Origin of the sequence: Haloarcula salinisoli, from assembly GCF_019599405.1 — an archaeon.
GTDB lineage: Archaea > Halobacteriota > Halobacteria > Halobacteriales > Haloarculaceae > Haloarcula > Haloarcula salinisoli.
The window spans coordinates 41,846-57,832 of the sequence record NZ_RKLQ01000004.1 but is presented as its reverse complement, the minus strand read 5'-3'; the positions used below and the strand labels follow the sequence as shown (position 1 = coordinate 57,832).

Annotated in this window: 11 protein-coding genes; 2 read left to right on the top strand and 9 right to left on the bottom strand. The window is 55.4% G+C overall.

The window, feature by feature from the left end; all coding sequences use genetic code 11:
* Positions 1–183: 183 nt before the first annotated feature.
* From EGD98_RS17520 to EGD98_RS17480, 9 genes are all read right to left on the bottom strand, one after another.
* Positions 184–612, bottom strand: a complete 429-nt coding sequence (locus tag EGD98_RS17520) for a toxin-antitoxin system TumE family protein (protein ID WP_220589696.1) — start codon at positions 610–612, stop codon at positions 184–186.
* On the bottom strand, positions 605–1,171 hold the full coding sequence (locus tag EGD98_RS17515; RefSeq protein WP_220589695.1) for a DUF7342 family protein: 567 nt from the start codon (positions 1,169–1,171) through the stop codon (positions 605–607). The genes EGD98_RS17520 and EGD98_RS17515 overlap by 8 nt, the downstream gene beginning before the upstream one ends.
* Positions 1,172–1,615: 444 nt before the next feature.
* Positions 1,616–3,715: a phage NrS-1 polymerase family protein gene (locus EGD98_RS17510; protein WP_220589694.1), complete on the bottom strand. Its 2,100-nt coding sequence runs from the start codon at positions 3,713–3,715 to the stop codon at positions 1,616–1,618.
* 531 nt (positions 3,716–4,246) lie between these two features.
* Positions 4,247–8,458, bottom strand: a complete 4,212-nt coding sequence (locus EGD98_RS17505; RefSeq protein WP_220589693.1) for an ATP-binding protein — start codon at positions 8,456–8,458, stop codon at positions 4,247–4,249.
* A 269-nt stretch (positions 8,459–8,727) separates the two neighbouring features.
* Positions 8,728–9,108, bottom strand: a complete 381-nt coding sequence (locus tag EGD98_RS17500; protein WP_220589692.1) for a hypothetical protein — start codon at positions 9,106–9,108, stop codon at positions 8,728–8,730.
* A gap of 672 nt (positions 9,109–9,780) precedes the next feature.
* Complete coding sequence (locus tag EGD98_RS17495) at positions 9,781–10,575, bottom strand: CPBP family intramembrane glutamic endopeptidase (RefSeq protein WP_236039596.1); 795 nt, start codon at positions 10,573–10,575, stop codon at positions 9,781–9,783.
* 751 nt (positions 10,576–11,326) lie between these two features.
* Complete coding sequence (locus tag EGD98_RS17490) at positions 11,327–11,833, bottom strand: hypothetical protein (RefSeq protein ID WP_220589690.1); 507 nt, start codon at positions 11,831–11,833, stop codon at positions 11,327–11,329.
* Between the two features lie 48 nt (positions 11,834–11,881).
* Entirely contained in the window at positions 11,882–14,179 is a 2,298-nt protein-coding gene (locus EGD98_RS17485) for an Ig-like domain-containing protein (RefSeq protein WP_220589689.1), read from the bottom strand.
* 58 nt (positions 14,180–14,237) lie between these two features.
* Positions 14,238–14,705 carry a hypothetical protein gene (locus tag EGD98_RS17480; RefSeq protein ID WP_220589688.1) on the bottom strand — a complete coding sequence of 156 codons (468 nt, stop codon included), beginning with the start codon at positions 14,703–14,705 and terminating at the stop codon, positions 14,238–14,240.
* A 274-nt stretch (positions 14,706–14,979) separates the two neighbouring features.
* On the opposite strand from EGD98_RS17480, the gene EGD98_RS17475 reads away from it, so the two are divergent.
* Both EGD98_RS17475 and EGD98_RS17470 read left to right on the top strand, forming a co-directional pair.
* A complete protein-coding gene (locus EGD98_RS17475) occupies positions 14,980–15,555 on the top strand; it encodes a hypothetical protein (RefSeq protein ID WP_220589687.1) in 576 nt (191 codons plus the stop codon).
* Positions 15,555–15,764, top strand: a complete 210-nt coding sequence (locus tag EGD98_RS17470) for a hypothetical protein (RefSeq protein ID WP_220589686.1) — start codon at positions 15,555–15,557, stop codon at positions 15,762–15,764. Before EGD98_RS17475 ends, EGD98_RS17470 begins: the two co-directional genes overlap by 1 nt.
* Positions 15,765–15,987 lie beyond the last annotated feature (223 nt).

Here is a 15,987-nt window from a genome sequence, read left to right as displayed (position 1 = left end):
GAGGTGGGGAGAAAAACGCTGATTCACCCCGGTTGGAAGCGAACAACGAAGGAATCAATCGGCGGACGAGTGTGATTCGCTCCACCCCTGACTCCCTCAGTCTCCTTTGGGGACAAATACGCGGGGAGAGCAAAGTGGGTAGCTGAGAAAAGTTCTCATCGGTCGTATCAGAGGGTACTACGGTCACTCCCAGAACGACTGAATACGCTCATCCAACTCCGACAGAATCTCCGAAATCACTGCTCGCCAATCACTTTCGAACTCCATGTCCTGGCCAGGCGTAATTGCGTCGGGCGGTGGGTGAAAATGCTCCCGGTCGTTGTGGCTGTTCGGATGACAATCCCATCTGCACTCCCACGAGTTTCCGTCCCGATACTGCTCCGTGTAGTGAACGTTGAAATCATCCGTTTTGAACCACCGAATACGAAGATATGCACGCTCTATGGCGGCGGGGAAATATCCGAGATCGTACTCGGCGACGACTGCGTTCGGGGCATACTCAGGGCGGTACTCGACAGTTGCAAAACGAGCACTCCCACGAAGACGTCGTCCGATCCGTTCTAAGACATCGCTATCGAGGCCACCAACACCGTCTGTGGCCCCCTCAGGCATCGATTGTCTCAGTATGCCCGCCAGACGTATCCTCGCGGCGAGCAGCATCCAACAACGCTGCTCTCTCTTCGAGGGTCTTCCAGTTTGATACCGCTTCCCAGATGTCCTCTACTGACTCATCATAGCTCTCCTCAACAAGAGAGACATCGTCTGGAGAGTCAACTTCGAAGCGTTCTCGATACTCCGTGGCCGCATCAAGCGTCTCTTTCAGACGTGCCACAATCTCTGTTTCTGAGTACTGTTGGCGAATCTGCTCGATTCTGCGCCACTGCAGATAGGAGTTGTTCCGCTCATATCGTACAGGCCGTCCGGACAGCTCACGCACCATCCCCATCTCAGCAAACCACTGGAGATAGTCGCGAGCAGTCTCTGTATCACAGTTTGCTCGCGTCGCGATAGTCGACACCTTCGTTGGCTCTCGCAGCTGCATGATGACGTCCAGCATCCGCTCTCTGGTCGGTCCTTCCTTCAGTACATCGTCGGGAGACTCCCACGCATCGAAGTCAGGGGCTTCTTCATCGTCTCCCAGTATATCCTGAGGGGTATCGGTCAGATCCATATTCGAGGTCACTTACAAGGACTAACGCATTTCTCTGTGAAATAACTACTGTTAACTGGATTATTTCAGTTTAGGTCTCAAGGCTCTGTCCACACGCGACAAGACAAATCGCACGTTGCTGGATTCCTGACAATGACCTATTCGCGGTTTTCAATCTGTCAGTACAGTCCTTCTACTGTCTGATGGCGAGAAAATAGGGGAACTGCTATATTATATTATAGCTTAAGACTCGTATGAGCAACAACCCCATTAAAGAATGCGTTGCTTGCGGCCGAATTTATAATTCGAAAGTCACAGAGCAGCACTGCCCGTATTGCCGGACATCAAATTAAGATATTGAGCCTTTGAGGGATTTCTTGAGAGGCGCCTTCCTACGACTGACTCAACGACAATAAAGCGAGAACAGATTCTCGAGACATTGGTCACACGGCTGCTCAAGAAACGCTACCCGAACAGCCGAGACAACCGGTCACGGACACCTGTACTGGTCTTTCGGTCCGCCCCTCTGATTTGTTCGTTGGCCTCGGTGTATTGCTGAAGGACCGCGTCGATGCCGGTGAGCGTTTCCTTGGCCGTCGGCGTGTCTTCGCGTCGGATCATCGGCCGGATGATAGCCTTGAGATGCTTCGTTGGATGATCGGGAAGACGAGCATCTTCCTCTGACAGGAGGCCTTCCTTCCGAAGCAGTTCCCGGTAGCGATGACGTTCGCTCATCAGCTCGTCGATGGCTTGGAGGTATACCCGGTTACTGAGCTTTACACGCTCGTTCTCCTCCTCGAGTGCGTGATAGTCAGCATACTGCTGGCTTTCCCGACGAAGTTTCCGGGCCAATATCCGGTTATCCTCACGGGCCATGTCCAGGGCCTGCTGTGTCGGCGTCCGGCCTTCGCGAGGCACACTCCAGTCGTTCGCGTGCTTTTCGTCATCGGTCAGATGTGGGTCTGTACGCTCCCAGTCTTTACCGGCTGCCGCAGCCGTGAGTTCCATAGCCTCCTGTGTACTCTCACGGAGCGTATCGTCGGTGTCGAGACCACGGGGAGAAGCAGGAATGCGTCCGTGTTCGTCCTGTTCTGCGACGTACCCATTTTCGACGGAGTCGCCGGACGCTGAATCGGGAGTTCGGACAGGTGGGTCAGTGTCGACTGTCGGCGAGGGCGGCTCTGGTGCCGGCTTCGCATCGCCACCAAAGGCGCTGGATGGCTCCGTGTCGGCTTTACTGCCGGCGGTTGGGGAATCAGTCGCCACGCCATCTGAAGTATCGCCAGACCCGCCAGCGTTGCTCAGACCAGTTCCCGGGTCAGCCGCAGCGGCGTGGCCCGAAAATTTCGATGAATCGTCGAAAGAAGTCGATGCATCAGTTGCCTCGCGTGTCCCGTTCGAAGATGACCCGCCGAATTTCTTCCCATTGGCGGAGGGCAATTCGTAGTAGTCGTCCACGCGGAGTAGAGCCCGGGCAATAGTGACATCTCCGTACGTTGACCCCGAGCTGTAGTGACGCCGGTCCCATTTCTCTCGATACAGACCGGAATCGCGAAAGAGGGCGTCCATCTGAGCAGGGTCTTTACCCGTCCAGAAAGCCAGGTAGTGAGCCATCGCCATGTCGGCTTCAGATTGAGAGGGGTACTCGGCTTGTGGTGAGCCCCACATCGAGTTGTCGCCATCGTAGAGGCGACGTCGACGACTACCACCCTTGGCGTCGAACATCTTGGAGAGTAGCTCCTCGTCCGATAGCGCAACGCCCGGCCCGGCAAGGTCGTCGAACGTTTTCGGCATGACTTCCGGAAGATACCGAGCATCGACTCGCGCCAGTGCGTCTCTCACAGCCGAGGCTTCGATGGTGTCGAGGTCATCACCGTATCTATCTCGAAGCGATTCTGACTGGTGCTGCCCGCTAGACGAGGAGGTTGAATCGGCTTCGTTTCCACCGTTTTTTGATATATTCGACGCGGCTGCAGTATCTAGACTCGACTGTCCGTCAGAGTCGATACCGCCTCGGATGAAATCTCGGTGAATGGCTTCTATGTCATCTTGACAGGTCCGTATTTCTCGGGGCGTCCCATCGACATGCTCACCGGTCACAGTGAAGTAGCGGTCGGAGTCATACATTTCGACCCTGCCTTTCCGATTCCCACCATCGGGAAGCTCACCACCGACGAGGATATGCACACCAGTTCCGGAGGGAGAGACTTCGGTGTAGGAGTCCAATCGGTCGATGATATCTTCAGCCCATTCTTTGAGTTCGCCGGTGTCGGCATCACGGCATTTGTCGAGGTCGACGCCGGTGATGGAGACATCCTCGGTAAACACAAATCCGAGGCCGTCGGAGTTGACGCGACTGTCGCCGTGGGCTGCAACTGCTTGCTCGAAATCTCGACGCTGATTCGGGTCGGTGACATCCAGATTCGGGCTGCCACTGGTCCGATACGGTTTCGTCGGGATTTTGGTAGGTTTCCCGTCTCGCTCCCCCTCTCGCCAGCAGATCCAGTTCTCGATGGGGCGGATTTCTTCGGGAATTTCCTCGTCTCTAACGTCGATTATCGGCATGGTTTGAGTTGGTATTGTTCCGGCGCATACGCCTCCGTCACCGAGGCGTGACAAACCGGTTTCAGGGTGGATGGAACACTTCGAGACAAAACCGATAGACTGCACGCGATTTCACTGCTGTATCGACTCCGCCCCCACCCAACACTATGATAAATCAATTCGAGAATGGCTAATGGGGACAGGAGAGCGCTCGATAGCTCCTCTAGGTATGCTCTCGTCGACGGGCACCACCCTAACGCCCCCTCATTTCCAATATTGGCATCAGAGCGGATCAGACCCTGTATTTCTGCATCTGCCCACTTTTCAACCACCCTTACGCTTTGCGCGGATTTTGTCGCAAACCGATTTCCAGACGCAATCGATTTTGGAATCTGAGTGTTGAGAGAGGCCCAATTAGGCTCTAAGCCATTTTGCGCACTTTTTGTCTCCGTCAACAGTGGTCGGGTGTCTTCAGAGAGGTATTCCTGCGGTAGGAGCTCTCTATCTGCCGTGCGCGGAACGCGCACTTTCCGCGCGAATGTATCCACGCGGTTACTCGAGTTCACGGATCAATTCCCGTCCGCCGGCGAACTCCCAGTCACTGTTTTCGCCCCAGATTTCAGCGTTCAGATCTTCGTAGGTTAGCCCCTCTCGCTTGGCAGGGAGTTCACCAATTCGACCTGCATTCGATAGGGCTCGAACAATCTCCCAGGCGACCGAGATATTCGGCACTATCCAGACTTTGCGCTCGGCCGCAACCGCGTTGTAATCGTCGAAGTGTTTGACGATGAGATAGGGTGGACTGTTCGATATAGCCTCACCAATGAGAGCCAACCGTTCACCGTCATAGGCCGCGAGGTCAGGCTTGGCAGACCCATCGTCGATTAGCGAATATTTGCTGATGAAGTACTGGTTGGTTCGGTCGTTCGCGAGCGACCGTGCTAAGGCCTCTACCAGTACCTTGTGGACGGTCTTCTCATTCACATCTCCCTGGTTCTCTCCAGTAGCGACGGATGCACCACAGGCCATCTGCCCGTCACCAGTGACAGTGTAGTAAATCCGGCTCAGGTCTTCGTGCACCTCCAGATAGCCGAGGTCCTCCAGCTTCTCTAAATCTATATCAGAGAACTGATTTTTGATTGCTGCCATCGAATCGAGGATATCGAACGTAGGATGTCGACCGTTGACCGTGGTAACGACCTCGGTGAGGAACCTCCGTTCGTCAACTGACAGGGTCGTATCTATTTCTGAATCGGCATTGGGACCACCATCGGGAGATTCACCTTTGCCCCCCGAATCGGCCTTCTGCTGATTCGGAACCGGCTCTGAGTCTGGTTTGGTTCCTGCGGAATCGGCAGGTGGACGGGTGGCCCTGGTGGTGCTCGATTTGGTCGCGTCCAAGTCGTCGACGAGATCGTCTGTTGGTACCGGTCGAGGATGGGTGCCCCCATCGTCTTCGTCTCCGTCTTCTCGAGGTTTCGAGGCCGACCCCTTCTCGTCATGTTTAGCAGTAGGTGAGCGCCCACCGCCAAGTGAGGTGCCGAGATTGTTCGTCGCGCCGCTGTCGCCACTAGAACCGGAGGTGGCGGGGGACTGCGGAAGACCATCTGGCGTTACAGACGGACCGGATGGTTCTGCCTGCGCGTTCGAGACTTGCTGTGCCGATGGTTTCGTGTTGCTGCCCGGCAACAGACAGTAGTCATCACGAGTTCGTCGTGACATTTCATCGGCTGCATCGCTATACAGAATCCCATACGGCGAGACTGTCTCTTCCGTCACAGGGTCACCCGAAGCGGTGTGGCCGGCCGGAATGTCTACAGGGAGGAGCGTCACCAGCTCAGGAATATCGGTCATGAAGCCTGTATCGGGTAGTTGTGCGACCCACTCACCACGCGGAAGCGACGTGATTCGGTCCACGAGCTCTTCAGACTCAATCCCTTCGTGAAAGAGAGTCATGACAAGTTCGTCGTCGACAGCCAGTTTCCCGATGAGTTTGGTGTTGATATTGCGAAGAATCTCTTTGTAGCTCGCGACGTCCAGCGCGTCGGCTTTCACCTGCTCAGCGAAGTGGACGATAACCTCCAGTGCGAGTCCGAACTCTCGTCCGTCTGGAATCATATCGTCCCGGACCAGTTCCGACTGGAGGAGGGGTGCTGCCTCGTCGATGATCAGGTTGATTACGTAGTCGTCACGCACACTGGGCGTTTCACCGATTCGGTGGCGTAGCCGTGCCCCGCTCCAGATATAATCCAGCAGCATGAATGTGAAGAGGTTGCTCGAAGCTGGCCGCAGGTCACCAGTGTCGATGAGGACCACGCTCCGTGAGTCCAGCAGGTCCTGGATGTCGAACATTGGCGACTGGTCAGCGTAAGCCCCAGCCTCGTCGTCCCACTCGGGCACGAAATTCAGGATTCGCCAGATGAAACTCCTCTCAGCGAGCTTCGTAATCCGGTTCATTACGGCGTCGATAGACGTCTGGAAGCGCTGTTCATCGGCATGGAGATGACGGGACAGAGTGAGACGCAGTGTATCGTCGCTCACCTCCGGGATCTCTCCTTCCTGCATTTCGAACGCAGCCTTCAGAAGGTCCTCTATCGGCCAAGCATCGCGGCCGTATTCGGGGTCGAAGAGAGCTTTGATTAGGTTGTTGAGAATCTCTTGTGCCACGAACGCTTGCTGCGTCAGTTCGCTCCCGAGAACATACACCAGGAGCTCGTTGTAGCGGTCGATTTTCTCTTGGACTGCGACGGTTCGACTCACGCCTGCAGCCAGCTGGGGTCGAATATCGAAGTAGGGGAACGCGAGGACTTCTTCTTCAGGGCCGGGGACTGGGAGATGAATAACGTTGTCCAGCGAGCCGAATTTGTGGAAGTGGGCCCGTTTGTACTCCTCGCTCATTGAGCCACCTTTCTTGTCGAAGATGAACGTCGGCCCATCGAATGCTCCGTAGGCGCTGAGGGCATCGTTGATCATCGCGGTCGTCTTGCCGCCACCCGTCGTCGCTGCTCGGAGAATGTGATGGGTGAGTTGCTCTGCAGACAGTCGAATCGGGATGTCTGGCCGGTTTTCGACAGCCGTTTCTGCACTGCCGATGTGCATCCCAGTGTCGTATTTCGACAGCATATCCTCGTCAGTCGCTGTAAGCGGCGCTCGTGCATCCGGCGAGCCGCCAGATGACCCCCGACTCGCCCGAGGCAACGCATCCGTACTGGGAGCGACCACGAAGTTCGCTAACTCATCAGGAGAAACAACAATGATAGGGGACCGATTGCTCAAGAGCCCGCTCAGCGCGCTCTCTCTGTTCTGCCGTGCGTGGCACAGTTGCGAGAAGGGCTTGTCACTCTGATCGAGTATCTTGCCCTCAATCCCGTAATATGGGCCTGATAGGCTGGTGAACGCGTTCGAGATACTCTGGACGGTATCTGGGTCAGAGGCTGCCCGAAGCGTCAGGTCGAACGTCGTGGTCGGTTGCTTGTGGTCGATCTGTGCCATCCGAGAGCCCGTCGTTTTCTTGGAATCGCCATCGTTGAGCGTCCCACCGACTTGCTCAGGGATTTCTCCTCGGTGGAGATTCTGGCGTTCCTGGTCACTGCTTCCAAAGAGCTGGCGAGACATCTCGTTCGTCGCTGCAGAGAGTGCCCCATAGTTGCCCATCTTGAGGTCGCGTTTGTGTTCTTCGGCCTCGTCGGTCCAGTCCTTTCGTGGAGAGAAGACGGCCTGAAACACGAACGGGTCGTCAGTGTGAACTGCCTGCTCCAGCAAGACACTCAGAGGAGAGCGGTACTGGTCATTGACGTCCATGTCGATATCGCTGAACGGTTGAATGAGCGTCATCCAGTCGAGTCCCTTTCGGGGGACGCCCTCCCACTGTACGATAGCGGGGCGTTTCTCTGGTGGCACCTTTCGCGGTCGCAACGGGACGCCGTCCAAGTGCAGTGACTGCTCTGCCTCGTCAGGTGTTGGCTCGTTGCCCCCACCGATTTCGTGATGCTCGAAAACCGAAGGGTCAGCGAATCCATCGAGTCGTTCGAGATCTTCGATGTCGTCTAGGGCAGCGATTCGTCGACCGCCGACCTGGGCATTACCGTCGTTCGAAGCGAACGCCGCGACTTGGTTGAACGGGACAATCTCGAACTCGAAGCTTTCTGGGTACATCGCCCGCACGTTTGCGGCGAGATTCTTGAACGAGGTCGCATCGTACGGTGTCGCAGAAAGATAGAAGTCGAAACGCTTCGTCGCCCGGGGTTTGTGGATGATGAACTCGAACGTCTTATCGTAGTTCTTCAGTCCGAAGGTGGAGAGGAGATTGAAACGAGAGGTATTGGTGACACCAGCCCGGTACAATCCAAAGAGCCCACTCACCACGTTCCCGGGCGTCACTTGCTCACGGGCAGGGGAGATATGGATATACGGGCGTGCTTCGATTGGGTCCCCGAGGGCTTTTCCAGGGCCGATGTCATCCGTTGCTGGATCATACGGCTCGACTGTCTCCTCACTCTCCCTCTCCTCCTCAGAGAGGTCAACAGAGTCGTCACCATCTTCCTCATCAGCTGGCGCTGGTAGATTCCGTTCCTCGCTTCTATGTGCCTCAGTGAAACGCCCAGGAGACACGGATCCAGCGTTTGAGCTGTCCTGACCATCCGATACATGAGAGTCAAGCTTCTTCGCGCGGCGGACGTCAATGCCCTTGCCGCTGAATATGCCGTTGTACCCACTATTCGGATCGCCGCCGGCGCTCTCATCGTCGTCTGGCGAAGGCGTCACAGCACCCACCCTATTCTGTTGAGTGTGAACCAGCTTTCACTGGGCTGTGTAACGCTCGAATTCTTGCACCAGATGGTGTTCTGTCGGTGGATTTCGGTTTCAATCATTACTGTAGTATGTCAGTCACAGTGTGAGTGCTGAGACTGCTCGATAATGCCCACAGAAGTGCAAGGCCTCGGTGTCCGGACCTCGTGAGTGGGCTTCGTTGTGATTATACTCGGTACTGCACTCTGGATGATGGCTGAGTCCCAGCTCTCGGCTGGGGACGATTACGCCCCTCCAGCGATGTATTCGAGGAGGCCGATGACGGTGTTCATGCCGAAGTAGAACAGCGTGAGTGCAGCTCCACCGATACCGATTTTCATGCCGTTCTCAGCTCTGTCACTGTTCTTGCGGGCAGTGAAGTAGAGGACACCACCGGCAGCGAGCGCGATGAGACCCACATAGCGGAGGCCAGTCATCACGACATCGTACATGTTGTTCAGGATTCCTTCGAAGTTATCTGTGCCTGCATCGCCAGTGACGTCATCCGGGTCACCACCAACCTCCTGTGCGGCCACTGGGGCCACCATCAGGGGGACGAGTACTAGCAGTGCGATAAGCGCCGTGGAGATGCTCTTGACCGGTCGGGATGTTCGGAGGATGTTCATTTTCCCGTCCTTCTTTAGGAGAGTCGATATGATAAACAAAAGTAAGTTGCAACTATTGTAATATTACAAAATGGCACCCTTACCCCACTGATAGTGTTGATTTTGTGTGGAAATGTTTAATACATCATTGTGCCAAGGTAGTTGCCATACACTCGCACCCTCCTAAGCGCGATGTGTTACCCGGAGCGATAGATGTCAGCAAATACTCGAAAAGCAGACTCCAACGCTGAACAGAAGAAGACTCCACGCTATCAGAATATTCCACTGAAGCCGGACACGTACGCGAGAATGACGGCTTTCAAGCACCGGAACCCGCTCGTCAATCGGTCATACGACGAAGCGCTCAACGAAATTCTCGACTCGATGAAGTTCCCACAGAGTGAAGAGCTGCAAAGTCCTCATCTGCCGATTGGACTCTCGGAATTAGAGGAAGACAACGAATAGAGACAAATACTGTGGGATAGTGGCCCTTTTCGAATCCTCAGTCGTAGGCAACTCTCGACACTAGCGTGAATGTAGGGCGTGATTTCAGCGCGACAGATTCGCTTTCTTTCTGATGCAACCTGCAGAACCTACTAAGGGCGCGAACTAAGAGACCGAAGCTAACTGTGGATACCTTACCAACAACTGATTAAGAGCCCGAATGCATTCGAGTCCGAGCGGAGAAGGAAATCACTCAGGCCGGGAGACATTTCCCAATCGTCCTAATCGTTTCGGTCCCGTATATACCACTACGAGGATGGTCGCGGCGGCGAGGAATCCGACCATCGCGAGGCTCGCTGGATCCGACTCAAGAATGGGGAACATTCCCTGTGCCCAATTCCACGAGGTGTGCATGAGGAGTACCGGGAGAAGACTCCCGTTCGTGCTGTTGTACACCCACGTCATGAGCACTGAGAGTAAGGTGATGGAGACGGCGAACCCGAGGAACGGATTCTGGTAGTAGATAGTCGCGCTCTGGATGTAGAACAGTGGGAGATGCCAGATTGCCCAGATGAGTCCGACAGCGAGACCACCACCGAGTGGGGTGAGCCGCTCTTGGAGCGGGTCGAGGAGGTAGCCACGCCAGCCAAACTCTTCTTGAACCGGCCCACCCAGCAGAAGGATCCAGACGAAGGCGATGGCGAGAACTATCGGTTGGCCTGCCCAGGGAAACGTCGGAGTCGTGCCGGTGGCAACCGCGACCGCGAGCGCACCGCCGACTATCGCCGGTGGGAGCAGCAGGGCCACAAGCAGCCACCTCCGAGGGTAGTCGAACTGGATTGCTCGGGAAGCGAGCCGCCGTACTCCGTCGAATCCGTTTGCGTACGCAATGAGGAGAACGGCGGCGACGGTCGGACCGAATGCGCCCAGGTTCGGAAGGACCGGGACCCCCTCGACAACACCCATTTCGAGAAGGATTTTCGACCCCCAGAATCCCCACGACCAAGCGAACGTCAGAAAGAGGAAACTGACGATACCGACCATACTGACGCTTTTATCGCCCGATTTCGGAAAATCTGGAGTCATATCAGTATCACGGTTCTCTTATAGCTTTTAATGGTTAATACGCTGTCTCTTACTAATATCGACTTGCATGCAAGCAACAGTGCCGTTTTAAATTGCATAGTGCCGGTTAATATCCGTGTGCCCAATACAGAGCGTTAGTCGGCAATAAGCTTCTAAAACCGCCGAATAGTACCAGTATAGCCGATTAGACGGATTTTAGACTCTCTGTCTCATCCGTTTCACCAGCGTTTCCTCCCCGGGAAAATACGACACCCATCGCGGTTCCCATACTTGTTCCGAGCCCAATACCGAGACCCAACCAGAAGGGCATCTCGCCAGTGATAGCGCCGATAGCCACCCCGATACCGGCCCCGAGAGCGTTTCCAAGCCCAAGTCCGAGAGCAATGGTTCCGTGCGAGTTCGAATCCATGACTCCCTATCGTTTTCTATCAATATAGGTCTGTGTAGGGCGACCCGACGGGTAATTTATCTGGGGTAGCATCGACTATACAACGCAATATTCTATCTAAAGGGAGTTTCAGACCGTCAGTATCGAAGTCACTCACCTTGCTGACTACACCCTCTGGATCTCGCACGGTCTGACTGAAATGATCTCGATGGTTCGCATATTCCAGACATAGGTATGTCTCGTGTTTTCATCAGAAGACCGCTCACTAATTCTACAGAGAAAAATAAGATGAGTTCCTCGGGGCTCAACCTCCGAGGCGGTTCACAGCAGGATATAGGCAAATACACTGAACAGATTCCCGCCAATCGAGGTAGCAATCATCACCAGCCCAAGAGTCACCCCAGTGTTGCTCCTGAGCGATCCTTCGCGCCCGATATGTCCGAAGGCCCACGCAGTGATGCCAATGATGAATATCGCCAGGCCCAGGTGATACAGCAACCCACTGAGCGCTTCTGAAAGGAGTATCAGATCATTCTCTCCCGATGCAGAGAGAGATGCCCCATACGGCCAGCCATCGGGCAGGAACTCAGTCCCCATGATGAAGCGGATTGTCGCATAGAGCGCTTCAACGCCGATGATAACCAAGTGCCCCAGAGCACCAGCAATAGCCATCCCACGGAAGCGAACTTGTCTCTCGGGATCTCGGGTCGCACTCACCCATCCGACGAGACCGACGATGAGCGCGATAAGCGTCCCGTAGTACCCAAGCACATTAGCAATCGTCGCAAGCGCTTCAGCAGGTGCCACGAGGCCGTCGACGCTAGACATGGAGTTGCCTCACGACACTAGTCAAATCACAGCAACCGGATTCGCTCGTCATTGGGGGGCCTCTCTCCTGCTGATATATTTTCGCCACCAGAAGGCCAGGAGTCCGAGCGCAATCCATTCGACGAACATGAGCACGCTGCCGATAGCCGCCTCAAGATACCGTTCAACCGTCCCTGTTGCTCCCCAGCCATCGTACGAATAAGGCGCCATATAGGTCGTGAAATCGCCCTCGTAGTATCGCCCATCACTACCAGCCAGATCATCGCCAGAATACGAAGCGCGAAGATATGGCCCATCGAGCGTCGTCCACGCTTCACCGTCTCCATTCGTCGTAACGGTCTCGTCGACGGCACCGCTAAGTGAAATCTCGCGGTTCGGTACTGGATTTCCATCGGTATCAGTTAACCGGAGGAGAACACGCCCGTCGCTGGTATCGTCTCCCGGCACGGTATCGGCAACGACCAGTTCTGAAAGTTCAGACGTCACGATATGGGCGTCGATATTCGCATCCGGAACCTGGGTATCGAAGACCGTCGAGGCCCGAACATTCAGCGCTTCGTCGACTCTTGCATCTCGTGGCCTGAATTCCCCTTCGAGCCTCTCGAACAGATACGTCGGTGAACCGTTGGCTTCGTCGACGACACCCGCGGGTAGCTCTGTTCCCGGAATTTCCTCGTCAATCACGGTCTCCTCTTCAATCCATAAGCCACCGTACTCACCATCTGGCCCATAGGCCGCGGAGACGGACACGTTACCGACGCTCGTCACCGAATGGACGAGCGCAGGCCAGGCGTCACCCTGGGTGTGAGTAACGGGATATGTCTCGCTATCACTACCGCCCCGTTCCTCAACGTGCGTGGTCTGTGAGACCCCGTAGAATCGCCACGGTGAATCAACACTGAAAGTGGCGTCGCCAATTTCGAGTTCGATCGAGCTCCACGGAGCGCCAGTGAGGTCCTGGTCCCCATCCCATTGTACGATTGTCCGGTCCGATTCGACGCCGTCGAGGACGGTGACATCTATCTCAAGACCCGACGCGTCTGTGTCGACGATAGTCACCGGGACGGAGTGACTTCGAGTAAGCGTCCGGGTATAGCTCTGAGAGCGTTCATACTCACTACATCGGCTACTCCGTACACCCCACCGGGCTTCGACCTCGGACTCAACTTCTAGAGTCGCGGTGAGCGTGTATTCACCGGGGGCAAACTCAGCAGAGCGGTCTCTTTCTCCATCGGTCGCCATCCAGATGCCTTGCTCATGTTCGACGAGTGCGGAGTCAACATCGTAGGCGGGCCCGTCTAAGGAGACGGAAGTGACGGTCGCACTCGAATCCACGAGGTCGAACTCAGCCCATCGAGTCCGGGGATACCTGTGCGTATGCGTATCCGTGACAGTCTTTGTTTCGTTCCCAACTGTGACTGTTCGGGTGACGGTGTGAGTACGGGTACAGCTGGACCTTCTCGTGAAGTCATCGGGGGCATTGGCCCGATAGTCGTACAAAATGTACGCACCGAGGTCGGCGTTATCAGTGACGTAGGAGTCACGATACCACGCGCTCTCCCGAACATCGGAAATCCCAATCCAGGCATCCGATATTGTTTCAGAGCTACCGGGCCCGTGTGGGAGCGGAACGGACCCACCGCTTGCTGTGGGATATACCTCTTCCCCACCAAACATCGGGACGACTGCTCTGGAGGAATCAGCGCTGTATTGCAAATACTGGTCCCGAATGTGCAGATACCGCTCCTGAATGGTCGCACTGCGAGCGGTATAGACCAGTGCATCATCGGAGTTCAGTATCTCAAGCTCGTCGGTGAGAGGATTCCTGTAGACTTGCGCGTTGTAGACCGTCCGGGGCTCTAGGTTCCGGTTTCGAGTGACGACTTGCCACTGCCCAGAGGCGTCTGTTGGGACCGTCGAATCAGAGCTAACTGGGTAAAATCTGGCTGGTGTTCCACCCGAGCGTTTCCATTCGGTAAACGTGATCCACTCATCCTGATATGGGATAGGCACAGAATCAGAGAGATGCGTCCGGTAAACATCGCCAGTCGTCGTCGCGTAGAGTGCATCTGCGGACGGCATTACTTCATCACCAAGCGCACTGGGATACCCAAGATATGTCTCATCACTACCTGGATCTGAGTCAAAATACGATGGTGAGACGTCTTCGTCGTTATTCGCCAGAATCCGAAAAGTCTCGTCGTGGAACGTTTCTACACCGGGACTGGGTGTCGGGACTTCGTAGATAGGGTCAAGCGAAGTCGCGCTGACGGGCATCGTGACTGAACTGAAAACGATAGCTGGAAGCAGGACAGCGAGGATGAGCCTCTGTCGAAAGGCGGCCACCGAGTGCGACCAAGTCCTCGAGCAGGACAAGATACGAGCGAAGGGCGATTTCCCCTCCTCACCCGGTGAAGACATATTGAATCAACTCCTGAAATGTTTCGAATCCGTAACCGACAATCGCGAGGACGAATCCGGAGGATACGAGATAGAAGCCCCGTTCTCGCGTTCGAACACTTGGACTGACGGCCCACGCCATCGCTCCGACAATGAGTAGAATCAGTCCGAGTGTCTGCATCGATGTTCCGAACCAGGCGGGCATCTCAGCGGCGCCGGCGATCTCGTCAACAATTCCGCTGTGGCCACTGAAGAAAGTCACGACGGTGTCGAAACTGCCACCGAGTGGGTATGTGAGCAACATTCTCAGCGGCTGCTGGCTCACAGCTACCCACTCAGGTCCGAGATGGAGGAGCTGAGAAAGGATAGCAGATGTCGATACGTCGGCCGTTGCTCCAAACGCGGGGAACCACCCGATACTGGAAACTACGGCAATGAGATGCCCGAGCAGGTCTGTTGATTCGAATGTCATTGGAGGGATGGAGGAGCTGCCAGCGGCGGAACCCGCTGTCAACTGAGTACGCGCAGAGAGGGCGACCTACAGCAAGTAGACTCACAGATTCCAACGGTTGTAATGTTACAATCCTTGCAATCCTGTTACTACTATATCATTTACCGACAGAGACCATGCAACGGAAAAGCCCGCTAAAATCCACCTAATCACACGACAATGCGATGCCCGCCCTCCAGGCGGTTTGTGAGCGTGTAAGCGAGGCTAGTCCGCTCAATAGTAAGGACACCTGCCAATGCCCGAAGTACAAATTGACTGGCACTCTGCAGAAGAATACGAACGAATCCGCGACCTCCGTGAACGCCACGGTCTGTTGTGGCGCGGCGTACTCCTCGCAGGCGCGAAAGATGCAGCAAGCACCGACCTCGTCCAAGCGATTCTACGGGCCCATACCAACCAATCGTCCCCCACCGGCCCGGTGAGTACCCTCGACCGGACAGCAGAATGCTCCAATACTGAGCAGGGATTCTCTGCTAACGACGTGGCGGATGTCGACAAGGAAGGTGGTCCACACGATACAACCAGGTCGTCCAGTGATGTTTCATCGGTCGACGAAAATCGCGATGCTGGTCCAAGGTCCTTCCAGCCACACGAATCCCTAAGCAACAGTGACGAGCAGAGCAATGAATCCAGGGATGGCGAACATGAAACGTTTGAGTCTTTAGAGACCCACAGCCAGGCGTTTGAGGACGAGCCAATTTCCGAGCCATGGGTAGAGGGTGAGGAAACTCACGACGGTCAGTTCGACTCAGTCGACCCATACTACGGATATGACGAGTATCCTCTCGAGTTCGATGAGGGGCAATTCTGATGCCATCCGAGACACCTGCCAGCCACAGGACCCGAATCGAGATTTCCGATGCAGATGAGTATGAGTGGCTCGTCACCGTTCGAGAAGACCTGGGCCTGACGTGGCGTGGCCTAATGTTAAAAGCCGAACAGCAGCTCGTCGCGACCGAGCAACAACTCGGCCTCCCGTCGGGCAGAGACCACACGGATTGTACAGAGGATTCGCCGTGAGCCAAGATATCCCGATGGCCTCGAATCTACTGAAATCAAAGATCGGTGGCTACGAAGTCCGAAAGTTGGCGGAATCAATCGGCCCACCGATGCTGCCGTGTGTGATACTGTACACACTCGGGTTGCCGCTACAGATCACCCTTCCCCTCCTCTTGGTCGGAGTATGTACTGGGGTCTTCGTCTACAGGCGGACGCCAGCAGGGCAACGCCCATTGAATTTCAT

Excerpts from the sequence above, each read along its gene's own strand:
- EGD98_RS17510 (WP_220589694.1), bottom strand. The coding sequence starts at position 3,715 with ATGCCGATAATCGACGTTAGAGACGAGGAAATTCCCGAAGAAATCCGC.
- EGD98_RS17520 (WP_220589696.1), bottom strand. The coding sequence starts at position 612 with ATGCCTGAGGGGGCCACAGACGGTGTTGGTGGCCTCGATAGCGATGTC.
- EGD98_RS17490 (WP_220589690.1), bottom strand. The coding sequence starts at position 11,833 with ATGTCTAGCGTCGACGGCCTCGTGGCACCTGCTGAAGCGCTTGCGACG.
- EGD98_RS17500 (WP_220589692.1), bottom strand. The coding sequence starts at position 9,108 with ATGAACATCCTCCGAACATCCCGACCGGTCAAGAGCATCTCCACGGCG.
- EGD98_RS17470 (WP_220589686.1), top strand. The coding sequence starts at position 15,555 with ATGCCATCCGAGACACCTGCCAGCCACAGGACCCGAATCGAGATTTCC.
- EGD98_RS17495 (WP_236039596.1), bottom strand. The coding sequence starts at position 10,575 with ATGGTCGGTATCGTCAGTTTCCTCTTTCTGACGTTCGCTTGGTCGTGG.
- EGD98_RS17475 (WP_220589687.1), top strand. The coding sequence starts at position 14,980 with ATGCCCGAAGTACAAATTGACTGGCACTCTGCAGAAGAATACGAACGA.
- EGD98_RS17480 (WP_220589688.1), bottom strand. The coding sequence starts at position 14,705 with ATGACATTCGAATCAACAGACCTGCTCGGGCATCTCATTGCCGTAGTT.
- EGD98_RS17515 (WP_220589695.1), bottom strand. The coding sequence starts at position 1,171 with ATGGATCTGACCGATACCCCTCAGGATATACTGGGAGACGATGAAGAA.